21 protein-coding genes and 1 pseudogene are annotated in these 21,838 nt (G+C 69.8%); 9 read left to right on the top strand and 13 right to left on the bottom strand.

Annotated features, from left to right (window positions below; genetic code table 11):
* The first annotated feature begins 22 nt into the window (after nucleotides 1-22).
* From OG595_RS15075 to OG595_RS15065, 3 genes are all read left to right on the top strand, one after another.
* Nucleotides 23-631 carry a hypothetical protein gene (locus tag OG595_RS15075; RefSeq protein WP_329272207.1) on the top strand — a complete coding sequence of 203 codons (609 nt, stop codon included), beginning with the start codon at nucleotides 23-25 and terminating at the stop codon, nucleotides 629-631.
* A 125-nt stretch (nucleotides 632-756) separates the two neighbouring features.
* Nucleotides 757-2,313: an ABC transporter substrate-binding protein gene (locus OG595_RS15070; RefSeq protein ID WP_329272204.1), complete on the top strand. Its 1,557-nt coding sequence runs from the start codon at nucleotides 757-759 to the stop codon at nucleotides 2,311-2,313.
* Between the two features lie 78 nt (nucleotides 2,314-2,391).
* Nucleotides 2,392-2,793 carry an ATP-binding protein gene (locus tag OG595_RS15065; RefSeq protein WP_329272202.1) on the top strand — a complete coding sequence of 134 codons (402 nt, stop codon included), beginning with the start codon at nucleotides 2,392-2,394 and terminating at the stop codon, nucleotides 2,791-2,793.
* Nucleotides 2,794-3,033: 240 nt separating this feature from the next.
* Here OG595_RS15065 and OG595_RS15060 read toward each other — a convergent pair whose 3' ends face one another.
* Nucleotides 3,034-4,674, bottom strand: coding sequence for a sensor histidine kinase (locus tag OG595_RS15060; RefSeq protein ID WP_329272199.1), 1,641 nt, complete (start codon nucleotides 4,672-4,674; stop codon nucleotides 3,034-3,036).
* Entirely contained in the window at nucleotides 4,671-5,375 is a 705-nt protein-coding gene (locus OG595_RS15055; RefSeq protein ID WP_329272197.1) for a response regulator transcription factor, read from the bottom strand. The genes OG595_RS15060 and OG595_RS15055 overlap by 4 nt, the downstream gene beginning before the upstream one ends.
* A gap of 178 nt (nucleotides 5,376-5,553) precedes the next feature.
* On the opposite strand from OG595_RS15055, the gene OG595_RS15050 reads away from it, so the two are divergent.
* Nucleotides 5,554-7,995, top strand: a complete 2,442-nt coding sequence (locus tag OG595_RS15050) for an MMPL family transporter (RefSeq protein WP_329282887.1) — start codon at nucleotides 5,554-5,556, stop codon at nucleotides 7,993-7,995.
* A 17-nt stretch (nucleotides 7,996-8,012) separates the two neighbouring features.
* Here OG595_RS15050 and OG595_RS15045 read toward each other — a convergent pair whose 3' ends face one another.
* From OG595_RS15045 to OG595_RS15035, 3 genes are read right to left on the bottom strand one after another with little or no spacing between them, the layout of a single operon-like run.
* The gene (locus tag OG595_RS15045; protein ID WP_329272194.1) at nucleotides 8,013-8,864 is read right to left on the bottom strand and encodes a TetR family transcriptional regulator; all 852 of its coding nucleotides are present in this window, start codon (nucleotides 8,862-8,864) and stop codon (nucleotides 8,013-8,015) included.
* Between the two features lie 9 nt (nucleotides 8,865-8,873).
* Nucleotides 8,874-9,449: a thiol-disulfide oxidoreductase DCC family protein gene (locus OG595_RS15040; RefSeq protein ID WP_329272192.1), complete on the bottom strand. Its 576-nt coding sequence runs from the start codon at nucleotides 9,447-9,449 to the stop codon at nucleotides 8,874-8,876.
* Nucleotides 9,450-9,454: 5 nt separating this feature from the next.
* Complete coding sequence (locus OG595_RS15035) at nucleotides 9,455-9,862, bottom strand: hypothetical protein (protein WP_329272190.1); 408 nt, start codon at nucleotides 9,860-9,862, stop codon at nucleotides 9,455-9,457.
* A gap of 131 nt (nucleotides 9,863-9,993) precedes the next feature.
* Between OG595_RS15035 and OG595_RS15030 the strand changes: the two are divergent.
* A pseudogene (locus tag OG595_RS15030) lies at nucleotides 9,994-10,491 on the top strand (Uma2 family endonuclease); the annotation flags it as partial.
* Between the two features lie 36 nt (nucleotides 10,492-10,527).
* Here OG595_RS15030 and OG595_RS15025 read toward each other — a convergent pair.
* The 8 genes from OG595_RS15025 to OG595_RS14990 all read right to left on the bottom strand — a co-directional run bounded on the left by OG595_RS15025 (nucleotide 10,528) and on the right by OG595_RS14990 (nucleotide 17,484).
* Nucleotides 10,528-10,935 (bottom strand): VOC family protein, encoded by a 408-nt coding sequence (locus tag OG595_RS15025; RefSeq protein ID WP_329282886.1) that lies wholly within the window; start codon nucleotides 10,933-10,935, stop codon nucleotides 10,528-10,530.
* Between the two features lie 517 nt (nucleotides 10,936-11,452).
* On the bottom strand, nucleotides 11,453-12,238 hold the full coding sequence (locus tag OG595_RS15020; protein WP_329272186.1) for a hypothetical protein: 786 nt from the start codon (nucleotides 12,236-12,238) through the stop codon (nucleotides 11,453-11,455).
* Between the two features lie 131 nt (nucleotides 12,239-12,369).
* Nucleotides 12,370-13,086, bottom strand: a complete 717-nt coding sequence (locus tag OG595_RS15015; RefSeq protein ID WP_329272184.1) for a hypothetical protein — start codon at nucleotides 13,084-13,086, stop codon at nucleotides 12,370-12,372.
* 235 nt (nucleotides 13,087-13,321) lie between these two features.
* On the bottom strand, nucleotides 13,322-14,101 hold the full coding sequence (locus OG595_RS15010) for a succinate dehydrogenase iron-sulfur subunit (protein ID WP_189148380.1): 780 nt from the start codon (nucleotides 14,099-14,101) through the stop codon (nucleotides 13,322-13,324).
* Nucleotides 14,101-15,855 (bottom strand): succinate dehydrogenase flavoprotein subunit, encoded by a 1,755-nt coding sequence (gene sdhA, locus OG595_RS15005; RefSeq protein WP_329272179.1) that lies wholly within the window; start codon nucleotides 15,853-15,855, stop codon nucleotides 14,101-14,103. The genes OG595_RS15010 and sdhA overlap by 1 nt, the downstream gene beginning before the upstream one ends.
* A gap of 31 nt (nucleotides 15,856-15,886) precedes the next feature.
* Nucleotides 15,887-16,378 (bottom strand): succinate dehydrogenase hydrophobic membrane anchor subunit, encoded by a 492-nt coding sequence (locus OG595_RS15000; RefSeq protein WP_164322300.1) that lies wholly within the window; start codon nucleotides 16,376-16,378, stop codon nucleotides 15,887-15,889.
* Nucleotides 16,379-16,383: 5 nt separating this feature from the next.
* Complete coding sequence (sdhC, locus tag OG595_RS14995) at nucleotides 16,384-16,764, bottom strand: succinate dehydrogenase, cytochrome b556 subunit (protein ID WP_329272174.1); 381 nt, start codon at nucleotides 16,762-16,764, stop codon at nucleotides 16,384-16,386.
* Between the two features lie 195 nt (nucleotides 16,765-16,959).
* Nucleotides 16,960-17,484 carry a 2-oxo-4-hydroxy-4-carboxy-5-ureidoimidazoline decarboxylase gene (locus OG595_RS14990; protein WP_329272172.1) on the bottom strand — a complete coding sequence of 175 codons (525 nt, stop codon included), beginning with the start codon at nucleotides 17,482-17,484 and terminating at the stop codon, nucleotides 16,960-16,962.
* A gap of 367 nt (nucleotides 17,485-17,851) precedes the next feature.
* Here OG595_RS14990 and OG595_RS14985 point away from each other — a divergent pair, with 367 nt between their 5' ends.
* The 4 genes from OG595_RS14985 to OG595_RS14970 all read left to right on the top strand — a co-directional run bounded on the left by OG595_RS14985 (nucleotide 17,852) and on the right by OG595_RS14970 (nucleotide 21,754).
* On the top strand, nucleotides 17,852-19,504 hold the full coding sequence (locus tag OG595_RS14985; protein ID WP_329272170.1) for a beta-N-acetylhexosaminidase: 1,653 nt from the start codon (nucleotides 17,852-17,854) through the stop codon (nucleotides 19,502-19,504).
* A 129-nt stretch (nucleotides 19,505-19,633) separates the two neighbouring features.
* Nucleotides 19,634-20,467, top strand: coding sequence for a DUF4328 domain-containing protein (locus OG595_RS14980; RefSeq protein WP_329272167.1), 834 nt, complete (start codon nucleotides 19,634-19,636; stop codon nucleotides 20,465-20,467).
* Nucleotides 20,468-20,561: 94 nt separating this feature from the next.
* Nucleotides 20,562-21,098 (top strand): hypothetical protein, encoded by a 537-nt coding sequence (locus OG595_RS14975; RefSeq protein WP_329282884.1) that lies wholly within the window; start codon nucleotides 20,562-20,564, stop codon nucleotides 21,096-21,098.
* An 86-nt stretch (nucleotides 21,099-21,184) separates the two neighbouring features.
* A complete protein-coding gene (locus tag OG595_RS14970; RefSeq protein WP_329272165.1) occupies nucleotides 21,185-21,754 on the top strand; it encodes a hypothetical protein in 570 nt (189 codons plus the stop codon).
* The last annotated feature ends 84 nt before the right edge of the window (nucleotides 21,755-21,838 follow it).

The raw sequence follows: 21,838 nt of genomic DNA, 5'->3' as shown, positions 1-21,838 counted from the left end.
CTGAACGAACGGAAGTATGAAAGTGCAGTCGACGATCACGTATTGGCTGGCGGTGGTCCGCCGCGTCGCGCCCGCCGCCGGGCTGATCGCCCTGGTGGCCGGCGGTGCCATGCTCGCGGTGCTGCTCGTGGGCGACGGGGTACCCGTCGCGTCCGCGCTCGGCCAGAGCGCGCTCGCAGGGCTGATCTGCGGTGTCGCCTTCCTGCTGGTCGTACCCGTGCCAGACACGGTCACCGCTGTCCGTACGGCTTCCCACTACGGGCTGCTGTTGGAGTCGGCGGCGGCGCGGCTGCCCGCCGTCCGCCGGGTCACGGCCGACACTTCGGGCGCCACGGCGTTCCAGTTGGCCGACAGCATCCTGCACACCATCAAGAAGGCGCAGACCCCGGTGATCGCAGAGGTGCTGGAGCTGGGGCACGGAAAGGTCTCCCTGATCTGCAAGACGCCGTACGGGCCTCAGATCCAGGTGTCCGTAGACATCGCCGTCGCCGAAGGCAGGGCCGTCGCGGTTATCACCTGCCGACCCACGACCAGCTGGAAACGCCTTGACGGCGGAGCGAGTTGGGCGATTGCAGGCACCATGGAGCGTCATGCGCGGGCGGCTCTGAGCGAGTCGGAAACCGGTCGGTAACAAGCCGTCGGTAACGTCTTTCCCATCTCGCAAGAGGCCCCTTCCCCGACGTGAAACACCTGTGGTTAGGTGATCAACGCCACAGGGGGAGTCACCTGTGCAGGGGGCCTGGGGAGGGCACACCGATGCGCTCGGTACGCATGCGGATTCTCGCGGCGCTGCTCATTGTGTCGGCCGCGGGGGCGGTCGGCTGGCAGCTGATGCCGACGGGAGCCGACCACGGCAGGACGATCACCGTCGGCACCACCGACGCCGTGACCGCCCTCGACCCGGCCGGTGCCTACGACGCCGGCTCCTGGGCCCTGTTCAGCAACGTCTTCCAGTCACTGCTTACCTACCGGCCCGACGGCGCGAGCCCCGTCCCCGACGCGGCGAAGACCTGTGGCTTCAAGGGCTCCGGCCTGCGCACCTACGTCTGTGTCCTGCGCGACGACCTCGACTTCCCGAGCGGCCGTCAGATGACCGCCGAGGACGTCAAGTTCTCCTTCGAGCGCGTCAAGCGCATCAACTCCGACGTCGGCCCGGCGTCCCTGCTCGGCACCCTCGCCTCGGTCGACGCCAAGGACCTGACGGTCACCTTCCACCTCAACTCGCCGGATGCCACCTTCCCGTTCAAGGTGGCCACCGGAGCCGGTGCGATCGTCGACCGCGAGCGCTATCCGAAGAACGGCCTGCGCACCGACACCGGCGCCGACGGCACCGGACCGTACGTCCTGAAGACGTATACGAAGGAGAAGCAGGCGCTCCTCGAACCCAACGAGCACTACAAGGGCGCCGTGAAGAGCACCGGCCGCCCCATCCGCCTGCGCTACTACGCCGATCCGCAGGCCCTCGACAAGGCGTGGAAGGCCAAGCAGATCGACGTCGCCACCCGTCAGCTGCCGCCCGCGGTCCTCGCCGGTCTCTCGCCCAGCGACCCCGGACAGCAGCTCATCGAGGCCGACAGCGCCGAGACCCGCAACCTCGTCCTCAACGTCCGCGAGGGCTCCCCCCTCCACGACCCGCTCGTCCGCCGCGCCCTTGCCTGGCTGGTCAACCGGGAGGAACTCGCCGCCACGGTGTACGAGGGGACGGCCACGCCCCTCTACTCACTGATCCCGGCGGGCCTCACCGGCCACACCACGTCGTTCTTCGACGACTACCCCAAACCCAGTGTCACGCAGGCCCGCGCCCTGCTCACCGAGGCCGGCGTCGAACTCCCCGTCAGCTTCACCTACGGCTACGCCAAGGGGCGCGGCGCCGCCGCCGAGGAGGCGGCCCTGCTCAAGCGGCAGCTGGAGAAGGGCGGCCTGTTCAAGGTCACCGTCAAGGGCTACGAGTGGACCGACTACCAGAAGCGGTACGCGGCAGGGAAGCTGGACGCCTACGCCGTCGGCTGGGTCGCCGACTTTCCCGACCCGGACACCTTCACCGGACCGCTCGTCGGCACCGGCAACAGCATGAAGAACGGATACGGCAGCAAGAAGGTGGACCGGCTGATCCTGGACAGCCGCCAGTACGCCGACCGCGCCCGCGCCGCCCAGGACTTCCGCGCACTCCAGCAACTGATCGCCCAGGACGTGCCCGTCATCCCGCTGTGGCAGCGCAAGGAGTACGTCGTCAGCAGTGTGGACGTCGGCGGCGGCCAGTACCTCTCGGACGGCACCGGGGTCTACCGGCTCTGGACCCTCGACTGGATCTGACGCGGAATAGGTAACGCTGGGAGGGTACCCAACGCAGCATCAGGTATGGCGATGGTGTGGGCGGGGTGAGGAGCAGACGTGTTGAGGCGCTACTCCTTCAGGCTTCCCCGGCACCCGGCGTCCGTCGAGCTGGCCCGGCGCCGGGTGCACGACCATCTGGCCGACTGGGGGCACAGCACCGACGGCCCGGCGCTCGCGGACACCGTCCTGCTCGTCTCCGAGCTGGCGACCAACGTCGTACGCCACGGCCCCCTCCTGGAGCCGGATTTCGAGGTCGCCGTGACCGCACTCGCCGACGGCTCCTGCCTCATAGAGGTCTCCGACGAGGGAACGACGGAACCCCGTCTCCGCCCGGTGGCGGACTGGGAGGAACACGGCCGGGGCCTCCACCTGGTCGAGGACATCGCGGAGGCGTGGGGGGTGTGGAGCAGAGGCCGCCACGGGAAGACGGTCTGGGCGCTGGTCACAGCGCCCCTTTAGGGACGCGGGCAGCAACCGCGCGACCAGCCACCCCGTGCCCGCGCCAACCACCCGCCGACTCACGGACAGGCCAGCCGCCGACTCACGGACAGGCCAGCCACCGACTCACGGACAGACCCGCGCCGACTCACGGACAGGCCAGCCGCCGACTCACGGACAGACCCGCGCCGACTCACGGACAGGCCAGCCGCCGACTCACGGACAGACCCGCGCCGACTCACGGACAGGCCAGCCGCCGACTCACGGACAGACCACCCGCTCCGGCAGACTGACCGTCACCGCCAAACCCTCGCCGGAGGCGGTCCGCACACTCACCTCGCCACCGTGCGCCCGCACAACCTCCTGCACGATCGCCAGCCCCAGCCCGCTCCCCGCCCCACCCCCCGCCCGGAAGAACCGGTCGAACATACGCGCAGCGTCCTCCCGTGCCAGCCCGGGCCCCATGTCCGCGACACACAGCCGTACGACACCGTCCGCGCGCTCCACGCCGAGCCGCACCGGCACATCGGCGGGCGTGTGCGTGCGGACGTTGCCCACCAGGTTGCCCAGCACCTGCCTGAGCCCCGACTCGTCGGCCCGCACCAGGATCGCCCCGTCGGCGGCCACGCTGATCGGCCGGTCCGGTTCCTGGATCCGCAGATCCTCCGCCGCGTCCCGCACAAGGCGGCTCAAGTCGACGTTTCTCAGCCGAAGTTCGGGCTGCTGGTCGAGACGGGCCAGCGTCAGCAGTTCGTCCACCAGACGCCCCATGCGGTCGGCCTCGCCGTTCATCCGGTCCCAGGCGCGCCGGCGTTCCCGCGGGTCGGTCAGCATGCCCTTGTCGTACAACTGGAGATAGCCGCGGATCGCGGACAGCGGGGTGCGCAGTTCGTGCGAGGCGTCGGCGACGAAGCGGCGCAGCTGGGCCGCGCTGCGCTCGCGGGTGCGGTACGCCGACTCCACCTGGTGGAGCATGGTGTTGAGGGCGACCCGCAGCTGTTCGACCTCCAGGGTGGCCTCGCGGCTGGAGGGGACACGCCGGGTGAGGTCGCCCTCGGCGATGGCCGTCGACGTCTCGACCATGTCCTCCAGGGGTGCCATACGGCGGCTCACGCTGAACATGGTGAGGACGGCGAGCAGTGCGAGCAGCAGTGTCCCGACGGCGAGGTCGAGCTTCAGGGCCTTGCCGAGGACGTCGTGCAGGGCGTCCGTCGAGGTGGCCAGGAGCACGGTCTTGCCGTCGGCGAGGTGGGCTGCGGTGACCCGGTAGGGGGCGTCCCGTACCCGGATGTCGTGGGGTTCGTCGTCGCGGGCGAGGTCCGCCGGGTCGGCGACGGCGGCGGCGAGGGCGCGCTGGGCGGCGGTGGCCTCGAACCCGGCGACGGGCATGGCCTGCCCCTTCTCGCCGACGACCACGAAGATGCCGTCGGACACGAGGGAGTCGGCGTTCGAGAAGCCGGTGGTCGTGGACCCGCTGGTCGTGGGACCAGCCGTCGTGGGACCAGTGGTCGTGGGGCCGGTGTCGCTGGAGTCGGACCCCGCTGAACTGCCTCCGCTGCCAACGGTGTTGCCATTGCCGTTGCTTTCACCGGAGGCGTGCCGGTACCTGTCCGTCAGGGCGGCGAACGCGGTCAGCGAGTCGATCTGCTCCAGGGTGACCCGGGAGCCGCTGATCGAGTCCCGGGTGCCCATCAGCTGGGTGTCGACGCTGTCCAGCAGATACAGCCGCATGCCCATCACGCTCACGGCGGTCGCCACGACGATGCCGAGGGCGAGCAGCACCACGTTGGCCAGCGTCAGCTTGACGCGCAGGGAGTGGATACCGCGCTTGCAGTGGAAGGTGCGTCCCCATCCCGCCCCGAAGGCGCGCCCCCAGCCCAGTCCGATCGCGAGGAGACTCATGCCAGCCCGTATCCGACACCGCGCCGGGTGGTGATCACGGGCGGCCCGAGCGCGTCGAGCTTGCGCCGGAGATAGCTGATGTACGTCTCGACGACGGTCGATTCGGGCGGTGTGTGCTCGTACTGCCAGACGTGCCGCAGGAGTTGCTCCTTGGGCACGATCCGGCCGCCGTTGCGCACCAGGAACCGCAGCAGCGCGTACTCCGTGGGGGTCAGCTCGACGGTGCCGCCCGAGCGGTGCACGCTGTACGTCGACTCGTCCAGCTCCAGGTCGCCGTAGCGCAGCGGGGGCCGTTGGGGCAGCACGTCGGCGGGCCGGGTCCGGCGCAGCACGGCGGTGATGCGGGCGACGACCTCGTCGATGTTGAACGGCTTGGTGATGTAGTCGTCGCCGAACCCGAGGGCGCCGACTATCTCCCCCGGCGCGTCCCGTGCGGTCAGGAAGACGAGGGCCAACTCGGGCCTGCGGTCCCGGAGTTCACGCCCGAGGGCGCGGCCGTCGCCGTCCGGGAGCATGATGTCGAGCAGGGCTACATCCGGGCGGGTGCGCCCGGCGAGTGCGAGCGCCTCGCGGACGGTGCCCGCGACCATCACCTCGAAGCGGTGGTAGCGCAGGGCGATGGCCAGGACGTCCGCGATGCTCGGTTCGTCCTCCACCACCAGCACGGTGCCTGTGCCTGTCCCTGCGCCTGAAGCCGTCATGCCCCCAGTATCGGCGGGGCCACCGACAGCCGGACCCGGTTCGCGCTTTGGAGTTCCTTGAGAGTCATGGCCGCCAGGTGTCCGCGCCCGCGCGTCACCGCCAATCCTGTTCCCCAGGACCTGGGGGACCAACCGAATCAACCAACCTGATGAACAAGGGGTGTTCAGCGTGGCGGCATTGGCGCGGTGGTGCTATCGGCACCGGCTGGTGGTCCTGTTGATATGGGTGGGGGCCGTGTTCGGACTGGGCTTCGCGGGCTCCGCCGCGGGTACGGACTACGCGAACACCTTCTCCCTCCCCAACACGGACTCCACGCGTGCGTACGACCTGATGGAGAAGGCCTTCCCGCAGAGCGCGGGCGACACCGACACGGTCGTGTGGAAGGTCGACGAGGGCTCGGTACGCGACGAGTCGGTACGGTCCCGGATCGAGCCGAAGCTGGCGGAGATCGGGAAGATGGCGGGCGTCGGCGAGGTCACCGACCCGTACGCCGACGGCGCCGCCGGCGCGGCCCAGATCAGCGAGAACGGGCGGATCGCCTACGCCCAGATCACCTTCACCGAGCAGGCGAACGGCGTACCCAAGAAGACGGTCGAGGACGTCGTCGACACGGCCCAGTCCGCCGAACGCGACGGTCTCCAGGTCGAGTTGGGCGGTCAGGCGATCACCAGGACGCAGGAACCGCCCACCGGCATCGCCGAGATGGTCGGCATCCTCGCCGCGGCGGTCGTCCTGTTCCTCGCCTTCGGCTCCCTCTTCGCGATGCTGCTGCCGCTGGTCGTCGCGATCGCGGCCCTGGGCACCGGCCTGATGACCACCTCCCTCCTCAGCCATGTCACCGACGTTCCCGAAGTCGCCCCGCTGCTCGGTTCGTTGATCGGCCTGGGCGTCGGCATCGACTACGCGCTGTTCATCGTCACCAGGCACCGCCGGGGCATCCTGCGCGGTATGAAGCCCGAGGACTCGGCGGTGACGGCGCTCAACACCTCCGGCCGAGCAGTGCTGTTCGCCGGCGGCACGGTATGCATCGCCCTTGCCGGGATGCTCGTGATGAACATGCGCTTCCTGGACGGCGTGGTCATCGCGACCTCCCTCACGGTCGTCCTGAGCGTCCTCGCCGCGACGACCCTCCTCCCGGCGCTCCTCGGTCTCCTCGGCATGCGCGTCCTCAGCCGCAGGCAGCGCCGCCGACTGGCCGTGACAGGACCGGAGTCGGCCGAGGCGAGCGGGCTCGCGGCGCGCTGGTCGTCGTACGTCGAAAGGCGCCCGCGCTCCACCGCCGCGATGGCCCTGCTGGCGATGCTGATCCTCGCGCTCCCCGTCCTGTCCATCCGGCTCGGCGCGACCGACCAGGGCAACCACCAGGAGTCGACGACCACCCGCCAGGCGTACGACCTGCTCGCGGAGGGCTTCGGCCCGGGCTTCAACGGCCCGCTCCAGGTGGTGGTGGCCAAGGGCGACGCGAACGCGCTGGTCGCGACGATCCGTACGACGGAGGGCGTGGCGCAGGCAGCGGCGGCGCCCCCGGCCCAGGGCATCACGGTGATCCAGGTGGTCCCGACGACGTCACCCCAGTCGAAGGCCACGGACCAGCTGATCGACCGCCTGCGCGACGAGGTCATCCCGGCCTCCGGGGCGGAGGCCCACGTCGGCGGGGTGACGGCGATCTTCAAGGACTTCGCGGCGGTGACGGGCGACCGCCTGCCGTACTTCGTGGCGGCGATCATCTCGCTGGGCTTCCTGCTCCTGATGGTGGCGTTCCGCTCCCTGATCGTCCCCCTCACCGCCGCGCTGATGAACCTGATCGCGGCGGCGGCCTCCTTCGGCGTCCTGGTCGCGATCTTCCAGTGGGGCTGGGGCACGGAGCTGCTCGGCATCGGCAAGGAGGGCCCGATCACGGCGTTCCTGCCGGTCATCATGCTCTCCCTCCTCTTCGGCCTCTCGATGGACTACCAGGTGTTCCTGGTGAGCCGCATGCACGAGGAATGGGTCCACACGAAGGACAACGCACGGGCCGTCCGCGTCGGCCTCGCGGAGACCAGCAGGGTCATCAACTGCGCGGCCCTGATCATGATCTGCGTCTTCTCGGCCTTCGTCCTGAGCGGCGACATGGAGGGCGCGATGGCGGGCATCGGCCTCGCCGCGGCGGTCGCGCTGGACGCGTTCATCCTCCGTACGGCCCTGGTGCCGGCCGCGATGCACCTGCTCGGCAACTCCAACTGGTGGCTGCCGGCGGGCCTGGAGAAGCGCCTGCCGCATCTCGCGGTGGAACCGAAGGAGGAGCCGGAGGCAGCGGAACCCGACCGGCCGGCGGGCAGCACCTCGGTGGTCCACGGCTACGTACGTGACGCCGAGGGCGCGCCGGTCGAGGGCGCCACGGTGACCCTCCGCTCGAAGGGCGGACGCCAACTGGACCGGGTCACCTCGCTGGCGGACGGCTCGTACATCCTCTCCGTCCCGGCCCCGGGCGCGTACCTGCTGGCGGCGACAGCGGTCTCGTACGGCTCCCGGGCCCGACAGGTGACGGTGGAGGACGGCCCGCTGGTGTACGACGTGGAGCTGACGGAGTCCTCGGGGTCGTCGGAGTCCTCGGAGGAGGAAGCGGACGCGGTGAACTGACTGGCCTTCCGCGCCGCCTACTCGGCCCGCTCGCCCGTCCCGGGATCTCCGTCCTTCCCTGGACCTGCGCCCTTCCCGGGTTCCTCGGGAAGGGCATTGGTCATCCCCGGCAGGAAGTCGCTGAACAGGTCGTGGACCTCGCGGACGAGCGGACGCAGTACACGGAAGCGGGCCAGGGACACACCACGGGCGGTGAGCCGGGCACCGCGCGCGGCGAGCCGGTAGGTGCGCTCACGGCCCTCCGTACGGTCGTAGATCCAGTACAGGACCATGCCCATCTGGGACAGCCACATCAACTCGGGCAGCACGTCCCGGAGTTCCTCCGGAACCTTGGCCTTCGACCCGGCGAGCACTTCCCTGTGCACGTCGATGGCCTGCGTGCGCGCGTGCTCCGACTCGGGGGAGAAGGGGCTGAGGGGACTGTTCGGGTCGGCGGCGGTCTTGAAGAACTGCACGGCGAACTCGTGGTAGGAAGCGGACACATCGAGCCAGGCGCGGTACACCCCGGCCAGCCGCGCCTCCAACTCCGTCTCCCGGTCCAGGACTTCCCGCGCGGCCACCTGGTACTCACGGGCGAGCTGGTCGTAGAAGCCCTGGATCAGGTGCTCCTTGCCGCCGAAGTAGTAGTACGCGTTGCCGACGGAGACCCCGGCCTCCTGAGCGATGGCCCGCATGGTCGTCCTGTCGTACCCCCGCTCCTTGAACAGCCGCATGGCCGTCTCCAGGATCAGCGCACGCGTCTGCTCGCTCTTGGCGGGAGCATGAGCGGCGGCCGCCGGGGACTCGGACCCGGACGACCCAGCCGACTCGGACGACGCAGATGGCTCGGAGGGCTCAGGGGACTCGGGGCTGTCTTTCGCTGCTGACACGGAAGGAGCCTAACCAGTGGAGCAGGTGCCGCTGCCACAGCCGGGCGGGGCGCCGGGCGGGTTGCTGAGTGGGCTGCCCGGTGGATGGTGGACCCACCCGAAGCGGGGATCGTACGACCACCCGTCGGGCCGCCGGTACACACGGCGGCCACTCCCGGCGGTACCCCACTGACTCCCGCGCCACTTGGCGGCGGCGAGAACGGCACCCTTGGCGAGCCGGGCCCCGGCCGGGGTGGTGAACCGGTGCGCGAGCGGCCGGTACTCACGCAACGCCCACAGCACGACGACCCAGGCGCCGGCGCCGCGATAGACCTGACCGGAGTCCCCGACGACGGTGATGTCGTCGAGGGTGGCGGCGTGATCGAGGCCGGGAAAGAGCGCCCGCGCCTGCCCGGACCCCGCCGGCACCATCTCCAGCGGCACCAGCTGCGACTGCCGTACGAGCCAGCCGCGCACGAAGGTGCACAGCTCGCACTCGGCGTCGTACAGGACGGTGAGCCGGCGGACCGGAACGCCCCCCGTGGCGTCCCGGTCCGCGCGGGCGGTGGTGTTGTCCCCCGACCCCACCGCTTCGATGTGGCTCATTCCGGTCACGCCCCGGCCGCGGGAGCGACCCAGCCCTGCGGCGCGACGGGCGGCACCTGCTCCCGCTCCATGACACTCCGCCGCCGGATCCTGCTGAGGACGAACACGTTGGCGAGGTGCATGACACCCAGCACGAGCAGCACGACACCGAGCTTGGTGGAGAGCGCCTCGAAGACCTCCCGGGTGCTGGCGATGTCCCCGTCCCCGCTCAGATAGAGGGCCACGAACCCGAGGTTGACGAGATAGAACCCGACCACGAGCAGATGGTTGACGGCCTCGGCGAGCTTCTCGTTCCCCCGCAGCACATCGGAGAGGAAAATCCGCCCGTTGCTGCTGAGCGTCCGCGCGACCCAGACGGTCAGCGCAATGCTGACCAGCAGGTATATGACGTATGCGACGACTGTGAGGTCCATGTGTTCGTCCTTGTCCCCGAGCTCCCTGAACGACTTGAACGCGTTCAAAAGTTCTTACGGGGGAGACTGTAGACCTGTTTTTGAACACGTTCAAGTAGTGACCGGGGTTGGCTGGTGACGTTAGGACAGCTATGAGCGCCGCACGCGAAGAAGAGCGGGAGGGACGGGGGGAGCGGGAGGAGTGGTTCGACCCCGAACCGCCGTACCGCTGGCCGATCGCGCCCCCGGAGGGCTGGACCGCCGACGACCTCGACGTCCTGTCGCGCATGACCGTCAAGCTGGACGCCAGGAACCGCCCCGAACCGGACGTCATCGTCTTCCCGGAGGCAGTGAACACCGGCCCGGACCAGACCTGGTACGAGCCGGGGGACATTCTCCTGGCGGTGGAGGTGACCGCCGCCGACACCCGGGACCGCGACCGCGAGGTCAAGCCCCGCAAGTACGCGGCGGCCGGGGTACGGCACTTCTGGCGGGTCGAGCAGGACGACGACAAGGGGCTCCCCGTCGTCTACGTCTACGAACTCGACCCCGCCACCAAGTCCTACGCCCTCACCGGCATCTTCCACGACCGCCTCAAACCGGCCGTGCCCTTCGAGATCGACATCGACCTGACGGCGATCAATCGCCGCCCGGGTTCAAGACCACCCGTCTCAAGACCACCCGTCTCAGGACCGCGCGAGTTCCGGCCGCTTCGTGTAGTCCGTGAAGCCGATGACGTTGCCCCAGGGATCGGCGATCTCGACGGTCCAGCCCGTGGCCACGGAGAGCGGGGCGTCGAGCGGGGTGATGCCGGCCGTGGCCAGAGCGCGGGCCGCAGCCTTGGCGTCCGGCACCTCCAGCCAGATCCGGGGGGAGGCCCACGGCGGCGCCCGGTGCCCGAGAGCCTCCTCGACCCGCAGCAGCAGCCCCGGGGTCTCGGCACCGACCCTCAGCACGGCGATCCCGGCCTCGTCGACCCGAGCGGTGACACCGAACCCGGCACGCTCGTAGAAGGCGACCGCCTCGGCGAGCTCACCGACAGGCAGCAGCACGTTGTCGAAACCGAGCAGTTCGTACGACTCGTCATCTGACATGGCGTCAGGGTAAGGGGATGGTCGGCGGAATCCCGGGAGGCTGGAGCGGGCAGACGGGCGCTGTGACGTGCGTGATCAGGGAGTCTGCTTCGACTGCCCGGCATCGAGGTCGCAGCCACGTCAAGGGTGACCTTGGCGCCGCTGGAGTCGGTGAGGGCGACGAGTTCGCCCGGGGCGTGGACGCGGTGACGGCCGTGGTCGTTCTCGGCCGCGGACATCGGTGCGCCGCACACTGACGCAACGGCACGGCGAGAAGCTGCTGGCGACGATGAACACGGACGCGTGCTTCGGCCACCATGCGCCGGGCCCCTGCCGAAATCTCGTCGAGGTCCTCCGAGTACGTGCTGCTGATCCGCACCGTACGCCGACGGACGCGGAGACAGCCGTCCTCGGTGACCTCGCCGCGAAGCTCCCCCTCCCCCCTCCCCCTCGTCCTCGGCTGAGGACTGAAGGGCAAGGCAGGCCACCGCCCGCCTCACCCTTCACCCTCCGCCCCTCATCGTGGGTCAGAGCGGCCTCAACACCCGCCCACGCGCCCCGAACCCACCACCACGTCGTCCATCCGCACGTCGTAGGAAGGCGGAGTCGGGTCGCCCTGGTACAACTGCCAGCCCAGCTTCAGCTTGTCGAACGTCGGGAAGGCGAAGTCGGAGTCCTGGGCGCCGCCGTGGCTCTGGGCGGAGACCGTCAGGTCCGACTGCTCGACCCCGTCGAAGTACACCGTGACCCGGCTGTCCGCAGCGTCCAGATGGAATTCCACGCACTGCCACCCGTCCGCCACCGCCGGTGCCGACGTCTTCCACGACGTCCAGTCGCCCGTCGGGCCAAGGTCGGAGCCGACGCCCCAGAAGTTGCCCTTGTCCGTGGGGGCGTACTGACCGCCCAACGGACGTACGAGGGTGGGGGAGTCGGCGCCGGAGGCCTCCGCGATCGTCCAGTGGGCCCAGTCGGGGGCCGTGGGGAACGCGTCCACGCGCAGGCGCAGGCGGGCCCAGTAGCTGTTGCCGGGTGCGGCGAGGTCGGGGAAGACGACGAACGCGCGGCCGTTGCCCTGCGTACGGATGCGGAGTTCGCGGCCCTTGCCGGTCGAGCTCGGGGTGACGGTCAGGGTGCCGTTGGAGGTGTCCGTCGTCCAGCCGCGGCCGGCGGTGACCGGGCCGAGGGGAAGCCGGTCGAAGTTCTCCCGCGCAAACGTCTTGTGCGGGGCGGGAGTCGCCGAGGCGGTGGGGGGTATCGCGAGCAGTGTGGCCGCCGTGGCCGCGGCTGCCGACAGTGCTGCGATCGATTTCCTCAGGATGGTCATGTGCCCAGTCTGTAACGGGAGTTGACCAAGTTCCTAGTGGTACTGGCGGGTATTGAGAGGCATGCGAGCCCGGTGTCCTGCGAACCCGGCGTCCCCTTGGCCGGCTGATGCCCGTGGCTCACGCCCGTGACTCACACCCGCACGATGCCCACCGCACCGCAAACCCCCAGCACCTGGATCGTGAACCCCTTCGCGGGACCGGTCGGACCGCTCGAATCAGTCGGACCAGTCGGACCAGCCGGGTCGGCCCCGGTCTCCTTTACGTGCGCGAGCACCGCCCCCGAGGTGTCCACCCGCACCGCCCGGTCCTTCGGAACCGTCACCTGCACATGGCCCGCGATCACCGTGAGGCGCACGCACGTCTCGTCGTCGGCCGGTGCCTGGGTCAGATCGGCGCGCAGGTCGCCCAGTACGGCACGGACAGTGACCGTCCTGTAGGCACCCTTGGGCATGACGACCCGGCCCGTCGTCAGGATCCGGGTCCAGCTGGTCGTCCGGGCGTCGTGCGAGGCCGCCAGCGCGAGCCCGGCGCCGGCCACCACGAGTACGCCGGGCAGGGCGACGTCCGCCACCTCGTGGCGGCTGACGTTGTCGGACATCGCCAGCCCTGTCAGGGCCACGGCACACAGGACGAGCGGGCCGATGTACGAACCCGAGGGAATCGCGGACCTGAGGAGGTTGAGCACGGCCACCGTCAGGAGGATCCACGGCCACCAGCGCGCGCCGAACAACAGCGCCTGGCCGACCCGCCGGGCGGCGTCCCCGGCGACGAAGCAGCCCACCGCGAGCAGGACGATCCCGACCCACACCCGGAACCGTGACGCCCGGTTCTCGACGCCGTTCACCATCGCCCGTCCACTCCCGCTCCCATTCCCACTCCCGCCGCAATGGGGGAGGAGGCGGCGCGTGGCGTCATCGTAGTGATCGGATATGCAGATTCTGTGGGCAGGGCCCGAACGCCCGGTGGCCGTGCCTCTGTCGATGCAGAGGCACGGCCACCGGAGGTCATCGGGCAGACCCGAAAGGTCAGAGTCGACCCGAGAGAACGGAGTGGATCCGGGAGAAGGGAATGGATCCCGTGGATCAGAACCGCCGAGTGATCAGCGCCCTCTTCACTTCCTGGATCGCCTTCGTGACCTCGATGCCACGCGGGCACGCGTCCGTGCAGTTGAAGGTCGTGCGGCAACGCCACACGCCGTCCCGGTCGTTCAGGATCTCCAGGCGCTGCTCGCCCGCCTCGTCACGCGAGTCGAAGATGAAGCGGTGAGCGTTCACGATCGCGGCCGGGCCGAAGTACTGGCCGTCGTTCCAGAACACCGGGCACGACGACGTGCACGCCGCGCACAGGATGCACTTGGTCGTGTCGTCGAACCGTTCCCGGTCCTCCGCCGTCTGGAGACGCTCGCGCGTCGGCTCGTTGGTGTCCTTCGTGATGAGGAAGGGCATCACGTCGCGGTACGCCTGGAAGAACGGGTCCATGTCGACGATCAGGTCCTTCAGGACCGTCAGGCCCTTGATGGGCTCGACCGTGATCGGCTTGGCGGGGTTGATGTCCTTGATCAGGGTCTTGCAGGCAAGGCGGTTCTTGCCGTTGATCCGCATGGCGTCCGAGCCGCAGATGCCGTGCGCGCAGGAACGACGGAACGTCAGCGAACCGTCCTGGTCCCACTTGATCTTGTGGAGGGCGTCGAGGACGCGCTCCTTCGGGTCGATCTCCAGCTTGAAGTCTTCCCAGACCGCCTCGGCCGCCAGCTCCGGGTTGAAGCGGCGGATGCGGAAGGTGACCGTGATGTACGGGGAGTCGGCGAAGCCGGGCTCGGGCTCGCCGGCCGCGTCCGCCTTGTCCAGAACAGGGGTTGCCATCAGTACTTACGCTCCATCGGCTGGTAGCGGGTCTGGACGACCGGCTTGTAGTCGAGACGGATGGACTCGGTGCCGTCGTCGCCCACCTCGCGGTACGCCATGGTGTGGCGCATGAAGTTGACGTCGTCGCGGGTCGGGTAGTCCTCGCGGTAGTGACCGCCGCGCGACTCCTTGCGGGCCAGCGCGGAGACCGCCATGACCTCGGCCAGGTCGAGCAGGTTGCCCAGCTCGATGGCCTCCAGAAGGTCGGTGTTGAACCGCTTGCCCTTGTCCTGGATCGAGACGTTCCGGTAGCGCTCGCGGAGTTCCGCGATCTTCGCCACCGCCGTCTTGATCGTCTGCTCCGTACGGAACACCATGACGTTCGCGTCCATGGTCTCCTGGAGCTCCAGGCGCAGCGCGGCGACCCGCTCCGTGCCCGTGGACTCGCGCAGGTGCTCCACCTGGGAGATCACCAACTCCGCCGGGTTCTCGGGGAGTTCGACGAAGTCGGCCTGCTGGCTGTACTCCGCCGCCGCGATACCGGCCCGCTTCCCGAACACGTTGATGTCCAGGAGGCTGTTCGTGCCGAGGCGGTTGGCGCCGTGCACCGACACACACGCGACCTCGCCGGCCGCGTACAGTCCGGGCACCACCGTCGTGTTGTCGCGGAGCACCTCACCCTCGACGTTCGTCGGGATGCCGCCCATCGCGTAGTGCGCGGTGGGCTGGATCGGGATCGGGTCCGTGTACGGCTCGATGCCCAGGTAGGTGCGCGCGAACTCGGTGATGTCGGGCAGCTTGGCGTCCAGCTGCTCCGGCGGGAGGTGGGTGAGGTCGAGGTAGACGTGGTCGCCCTCGGGGCCGCAGCCGCGACCCTCACGGATCTCCGTGTAGATGGAACGGGACACGACGTCGCGCGACGCCAGGTCCTTCATCACCGGCGCGTACTTCTCCATGAAGCGCTCGCCGTCCTTGTTGCGGAGGATGCCGCCCTCACCGCGGGCGCCCTCCGTCAGCAGGATGCCCATGCGCCAGATGCCGGTCGGGTGGAACTGGAAGAACTCCATGTCCTCCAGCGGCAGCCCGCGACGGTAGACCGCCGCCTGGCCGTCACCCGTCAAGGTGTGCGCGTTCGACGTCACCTTGAAGAACTTGCCGCAGCCGCCGGACGCGTAGATCACGGCCTTCGCCTGGAAGACGTGGATCTCACCGGTGGCGAGTTCGTACGCGACGACGCCCGCGGACCGCTTCACGCCGTCGACCTCGACGATCAGCTGGTCGAGGACGTAGAACTCGTTGAAGAACTCCACGCCCTCCTTCACGCAGTTCTGGTACAGCGTCTGGAGGATCATGTGACCGGTGCGGTCGGCCGCGTAGCAGGAGCGGCGGACCGGGGCCTCGCCGTGGTTGCGGGAGTGGCCGCCGAAGCGCCGCTGGTCGATCGTCCCGTCGGGCGTGCGGTTGAACGGCAGGCCCATCTTCTCCAGGTCGAGGACCGAGTCGATGGCCTCCTTCGCCAGGATCTCGGCGGCGTCCTGGTCGACCAGGTAGTCACCGCCCTTGACCGTGTCGAAGGTGTGCCACTCCCAGTTGTCCTCCTCTACGTTGGCGAGCGCGGCGGCCATACCGCCCTGCGCGGCGCCCGTGTGGGACCTGGTCGGGTAGAGCTTCGTCAGTACGGCGGTACGGCTGCGCTTCGTCGACTCGATCGCGGCGCGCATGCCAGCGCCGCCCGCGCCGACGATGACGGTGTCGTACTTGTGGATCTTCATCAGGATTTCCTCAGTCCCTCAGCACCGTGGCCTAGCGGATGTTCGGGTCGAAGGTGAAGATCACCAGCGTGCCCAGCAGGATCGTGAACACCGTGGCGGTGTAGAGCAGGCCCTTGAGCCACAGTCGGGTGTTCGCGCGCTCCGCGTAGTCGTTGATGACGGTGCGCAGGCCGTTGGCACCGTGCAGCATCGCCAGCCACAGCATCAGCAGGTCCCAGACCTGCCAGAACGGCGAGGCCCAGCGGCCGGCCACGAAGGCGAAGCCGATCTTGGAGACACCGCCGTCCAGCACCAGCTGGATGAGGAGGTGGCCCAGGACCAGCACGACCAGGACGATGCCGGACAGCCGCATGAACAGCCAGCCGTACATCTCGAAGTTGCCCCGGGTGGACTTGGGGGTCTTCTTCGTGCGCTTGCGCGGGGCCTCGATCAGGGGTGCCGGGTTGTCGGCGTCGTACCCCGCGAACGTGCCCGCGCCCTCGACGGGGCCGATGCCCGAGGCGGTGGATTCAGTCGTCGCCATGTGCGTCAGCTCCCGAACAGTTCACGAGCGGCGTGGCCGAGGACGGGGTAGACGGCCCCGATCATCAGTACGACCCACAGGCCGACGACGGTCCAGAGCATCTGCTTCTGGAAGCGAGGGCCCTTCGACCAGAAGTCGACGGCGATGACGCGCAGGCCGTTCAGCGCGTGGAAGAGGATGGCGGCGACGAGGCCGTACTCCAGCACGGCGACGATCGGCGTCTTGTACGTGGCCACAACCTTGTCGTAGGCCTCGGGAGAGACACGGACGAGAGCGGTGTCCAGGACGTGTACGAACAGGAAGAAGAAGATGAGGACGCCGGTGACTCGATGAGCCACCCAGGACCACATTCCTTCCCGGCCGCGGTACAGCGTTCCAGCCGGCACGGAAAACCCTCCGGGAGCGGGGATCGGGGCCGCGCCGGCTCGGTGTGTCGGACGGGCCCGGCCGGGTACGGTCCACCGGCCCTGGCCATCGTAGCGACGTGTTGTCGGAACGCTTACAGCGGGCCTACCGATGTGATCAAACAGGCTCGTACGGGCTACTGGGGAGGGGGCGCGGTTCGTCTGCCGGGTGACGGGTCAGATGTGGCTGGTCGCGCAGTTCCCCGCGCCCCTCAGGGCGTTTCCCAGCCGTTCCCTCGCCAGGCGCCGGAGTTCCTCCGCCGCCACGACCCGCTCCTCCTCCGGATCGTTCGTCAACCGTGACCGGATGGCGGTCAGGATCGTGTTCAGGACCTCTGTCGGAGGTGTGCCGTCCAGACAGATGACGAAGACATGCCCGAACCTGGCCTCGTACGCCGCGTGCGCTGCCCCCAGGGCCGTGTGCGCCGCCGAGTACACGCCGTCGGGCAGGGCGGGCAGCGCCTCCGCGGCCAGCGCCTCGGAGAGGTCCCCCGGGGTCAGGTCGTACGCAGCCTCGTCCGCCGCCGCGAGCAGGGAGTCCAGGTCGGGGTAGGGGCGGTGGTCGGTGAGACGGCGGGCCCAGCGGAGGCTGCGGAGGCACCCGAGAAGTGCGCGCTCGATGTCCTCGGCGGGCTCGGTGTTGAACCGGGCCAGGCTCCGCGGCGTAGGAGAGGGGGACTCGGCGCGCGTCTGTGCCGGCATGGCGAGTTGGCCGGAGAATTGGGGAAGACGGTGCGCGGGCAGCGTGAGTCCTCGGAGGTCTGGGTCGGAGTGTGAGATGCGCGTCGAGAGGGGAGAGGCGCCGCTCACATTATCGATAGTGGTCAGGAGCTGTCCGACGGGGATCTGAAATTCACCCGAACGGGATAGTTTCGGAACATACGGTGGACGATCCCGGTGAGATGGGGTCGTTGGGGTCAAGGGTGGAGGCGATCCAGGAGGTGCGTGGCATGCGGGCGATACATGAGGTTCTGGCAGGCGGGAACCGGTGACCGGCCGGAGGCGACGGGCTCCTGCGCGGAAGCGGAAACGGGGTCTGAGCGGGAAGACGTACGGACAGGGGTCCGGGTTGCTTCTCGGGGCCGGTGTTCTCGTCGCCGCCGGTGCGGTGGGGGTGACCGTCGTCCTCTGGCCGGTCGGCGACACGGGCACCGGAACCGACCCGGGCAGCGACATCGCGTCGATCGGCGCGGCGCGCTCCGCGGACTCGGACGGAACGTCCGGCTCGGCGCCCGCCGCGTCCCGCGCCCCTGCCCCCGCCGTCCCCTCTCCGTCTCCGGCCCGCGTCTACCCCCTCTCCAAGACCCCCCGCACCATCCCCGCCGTACGCGAGCACGTGCCCGCCCGGGGTCCGGGCTGGCGCCCCGCCGCGACCGCCCGGGTGGTCGTCACCGCCGGTTCCCTCGCCGACGAGGGGAAGCTGCTCGCCGGTGAGCTGCGGATGGTGTACGGCGGGAGTGCCGCCCCCCGGGCCGGGGACGTCCAGCTCAAGCTGGACCCGGGGCAGGCGGCGAAGGGCCCCGAGTCCTACACCCTCACCGTCAGGAACAGCCGCGTCACCGTCGCCGCCCCCGCCGAGGCCGGAGTCTTCTACGGCACCCGCACCCTCAAGCAGGAGGTGGCCGCCGGGACCACCGCCTCCGAGGGCGTCGTGCGCGACCGGCCCGCCAAGCCCCAGCGCGGGTTCATGCTGGACATCGCCCGCAAGCACTTCACGGCGGCCTGGATCGAGGCCCGCGTCCGTGAGCTGGGCGACCTCAAGTTCAACGAGCTGGGCCTGCACTTCTCCGACGACCAGGGCTTCCGGATCGCCTCCGACACCCACCCCGAGGTCGTGTCCGAGGACCACCTCACCAAGGACGAGGTCCGCCGCATCCTCGCCCTGGCAGCCGGCCGTCACATCACCGTCGTGCCCGAGATCGACTCCCCGGGCCACCTGGGCGCGGTTCTCGCCGCCCACCCCGACCTCCAGCTGAAGAACGCGCAGGGCACGGCGGCACGCGGGGCGATCGACATCTCCAAGCCCGGGGCCGCGAAGATCGTCGACGAGCTGCTGGGCGAGTACGCCGACCTCTTCCCGGGCGCGTCCTGGCACCTGGGTGGCGACGAGTACCGGGCCCTGGCCGTGTCCAACCCGGCTGCCTCCTACCCCCAGCTCGCCGCCGCGGCCACCGAGAAGTACGGCGCCGGCGCCGGTGTCTCCGACCTCGCGACGGGCTGGCTCAACGACCGCGCCGCCACCGTCCGCGCCCACAACCGGACGAACGTGCGCGCCTGGAACGACGGTTTCTACAAGTCGAGCTCGGTCCAGCCGGCCAAGAACATCCAGGTCGCCTACTGGACCGGCAAGGAGATCGGCGCCCGGCAGCCGACCGCCTACCTGAGCGCTGGCCGCAAGGTCGTCAACTACAACGACGAGTACCTCTACTACGTGCTCGGGCAGCCGAACACCTTCGTCTATCCGACCGGCGAGCGGATCTACAAGCAGTGGACCCCGCGGGTGCTGCGCGGCAGCACGGCCGTCTCCGCGTCGTACGACGGGCAGATCCTCGGCGGGGCCTTCGCCGTCTGGTGCGACCTCGCCGGATCACAGACCCAGAACCAGGTGGCCGCCGGAATCCGGCTGCCGCTGCGGGCGACCGTCCAGAAACTGTGGGACCCCCGGGCCCAGCCACCCCTGTCCTGGACCGCGTTCAAGAAACTGGCGGGCACGCTGGGCTGAAACCGGCTGGACGTGCGGGCCGGTGAAACGTAGGTTCCGCACAAGTAGTACACGTATTCGTGCGTGTTCGTGTGTCGGGCGTGTCCCTGGGGAGGGGACGCGCCCCTCTTCTTGTCCCGGGGGATCCGCATGTCCTGCAAGCACTGCAAGCTGTCCACGGCCGCTACTCCCGAAGGCCTGTGCTGGGACTGCGCCGACGCGGCCGACGATCCCGGATCCGGGCGCGCGTTCGCGGCCCGGCCCGTGCTCCCGGCGCCGTCCGCACCCACCGGCCCCGTCGTCCAGCCGCACGGACCGGCCTGGCTGCGTTCGCCGGTCGGACTCGGCAGGGCCGTCGCCGTACTGCTCGGCGTGGTCACCGCCGTCGACCTCTTCGCCGTCTACGCCGGCATCACCATGTACGACGTGATGGGCTCCCTCGCGGACGACGGCCTCGGCTATGGCGGCTACAACGCCCTCATGCGCCGCGCCGACCACGCGGACACGCTCTACGCCGCCGCCGGTGTCGCGCAGACGGTGACCTTCGTCGCGACGGTCGTCTTCTACCTGGTCTGGTTCCTGCGGGTGCGGGTCAACGCCGAGGTGTTCGACCCGTTCGGGCACAGCAAGAAGCGCGCCTGGGCGGGCTGGGGCTGGTTCGTGCCGGTCGTCAGCCTGTGGTTCCCGCGCCGGATCATGCTGGACATCTGGGACGCGAGCAGCCCCGCCGCCACCCGTGCCTCGCACGCGCTCGTCAACGCCTGGTGGACGCTGTGGCTCATCGCGCTCTTCACCAACAGGCTCGGGACCAGCGCGTACAGCCGCGCCGACACGGCGGAGGAGATCCAGTACGCCACCGGCCAGGTGCTCTTCTCCGACGCCGTCGACATCGGAGCGGCCGTCCTCGCGATCCTCGTGGTGCTCCGGCTGACCCGCATGCAGCACGAGAAGGCCCTGCACGGCCCCGCCCCCGTGGGCGTCTGACGTCCGATTGTCGGATCCCTGGCCAACTCGCTTGTGTCTGTGGTGTATTCGGCACGGGCAGAGCGAGCAGAACCGAAACGCCAGGGGGATGGCATTGGGTTACTGGGGCTACTTGATCGTGGGCAGGAGCGAGCGGCCGCTCGCCGAGACCGATGCCCTGCGTGCGGTGCGCGACGGGCTGACCTCGCGTGAACTGCGGGACGACGGCTGGCAGGTGTGGGAGTACCCGAGCGGCGACGGCGACGTCGGCAGCATGAACACGCTCGCCGTGGAGACCGGCGCGCCCGCGCTCTTCGGGTACGTCATGGACAGCCACTGTGTGGTGCTGGAGGCGGCGGCGCCCGCGAGCGGGGCGTGGACCACCTGTCTGGCGCGTGACGCCATGGCCGGGTACCTGGGCGCCGGTCAGGGCGAAGGGGAGGCCGACGGCGAGGAGGGCGCCGCGCTCACGCTCGACGACTACTTCCTGGAACCCGGCGACGCCGCCGAACGCGCGGTCGACTGGGCCGCCGAGGCCGGCCACACGGTGAACGCCGCGCCGCTCCTCGACGTACTGACTTCGGAACCCGACCCGTTGGCCGAAAACCTGTTCTTCCGGTTCCTCGACCGCCTTGGTGTTCTGCCCCTGTGACGCTCCGGGTACGTTGCACGCAGCAGAGGAAAGTACGGGCTCCGTAAGGGATGGCGCCCCTGGAGCCGGAGAGCCGGGAGGCGCGCATGAGCCTGGTGGAACTGATCGCCGAGGCCGACGAACTCGGCCTGACAGTCAGCGGACTGGCTTGTTTGGATCGGTGCGTGTCCCTTCTCGGCGGCGACGACGAGATCCTGCGTCCCCTGTGGACCAGCCTCGCCGACGGCAGCGACGCGGAGGAATGGGCGAGCCGTCTGGAACAGGCCCGGGTCAAGCTCGGCCCCGCCGACGCGGCCGACGCCGCCGACGAGGGCGAGACCGTCCTCCTCGCCCGGCGGATGCTCGCCGCGGCCCCCGGCACCCGGTCCGCCGCCGACGTGCGCGAATGGGCCGACGACTGCTCCGTCGCCGCCCTCCGCATCCACGAGCTGCTGGACGCCTCCGCGGGCGGCCCCTCCTCGGTCGACGCCCACCGCGAAGGCCGTACGGAGGGCATCTCGCCCCTCGTCGCGGCCGAACTGCGGCGCCAGATCACCGTCCTGGAACTGCTCGCCGCGAACGGCTCCGGCGGACTGCGGCAGGCGCTCGCGGTGTCGACGGAGGGGCGGCGCGTCCTGCGGGCGGTGGTGTCGCGGCGGGCACGCGGACGGGCCTGAGCTCCCGGGCAGGGGCGGATCTTGTGGCTTTCCTGTGGTCGTCCCGGGGTGGACCTGGGGTGGTCCCGCACCGATCCCGGGCAG

The sequence above is a fragment of the Streptomyces sp. NBC_01451 genome (genome assembly GCF_036227485.1).
Classification (GTDB): Bacteria; Actinomycetota; Actinomycetes; order Streptomycetales; family Streptomycetaceae; genus Streptomyces.
Note: the sequence above shows the minus strand (reverse complement) of the source record. Positions and strands in the feature narration are given on the sequence as shown.

Coding starts and splice junctions, on each gene's coding strand:
- OG595_RS15070 (WP_329272204.1), top strand. CDS start 757: ATGCGCTCGGTACGCATGCGGATTCTCGCGGCGCTGCTCATTGTGTCG.
- OG595_RS15060 (WP_329272199.1), bottom strand. CDS start 4,674: ATGAGTCTCCTCGCGATCGGACTGGGCTGGGGGCGCGCCTTCGGGGCG.
- OG595_RS15055 (WP_329272197.1), bottom strand. CDS start 5,375: ATGACGGCTTCAGGCGCAGGGACAGGCACAGGCACCGTGCTGGTGGTG.
- OG595_RS15040 (WP_329272192.1), bottom strand. CDS start 9,449: ATGAGCCACATCGAAGCGGTGGGGTCGGGGGACAACACCACCGCCCGC.
- OG595_RS15035 (WP_329272190.1), bottom strand. CDS start 9,862: ATGGACCTCACAGTCGTCGCATACGTCATATACCTGCTGGTCAGCATT.
- OG595_RS15025 (WP_329282886.1), bottom strand. CDS start 10,935: ATGTCAGATGACGAGTCGTACGAACTGCTCGGTTTCGACAACGTGCTG.
- OG595_RS15020 (WP_329272186.1), bottom strand. CDS start 12,238: ATGACCATCCTGAGGAAATCGATCGCAGCACTGTCGGCAGCCGCGGCC.
- OG595_RS15015 (WP_329272184.1), bottom strand. CDS start 13,086: ATGGTGAACGGCGTCGAGAACCGGGCGTCACGGTTCCGGGTGTGGGTC.
- OG595_RS15010 (WP_189148380.1), bottom strand. CDS start 14,101: ATGGCAACCCCTGTTCTGGACAAGGCGGACGCGGCCGGCGAGCCCGAG.
- sdhA (WP_329272179.1), bottom strand. CDS start 15,855: ATGAAGATCCACAAGTACGACACCGTCATCGTCGGCGCGGGCGGCGCT.
- OG595_RS15000 (WP_164322300.1), bottom strand. CDS start 16,378: ATGGCGACGACTGAATCCACCGCCTCGGGCATCGGCCCCGTCGAGGGC.
- OG595_RS14990 (WP_329272172.1), bottom strand. CDS start 17,484: ATGCCGGCACAGACGCGCGCCGAGTCCCCCTCTCCTACGCCGCGGAGC.
- OG595_RS14980 (WP_329272167.1), top strand. CDS start 19,634: ATGTCCTGCAAGCACTGCAAGCTGTCCACGGCCGCTACTCCCGAAGGC.
- OG595_RS14970 (WP_329272165.1), top strand. CDS start 21,185: ATGAGCCTGGTGGAACTGATCGCCGAGGCCGACGAACTCGGCCTGACA.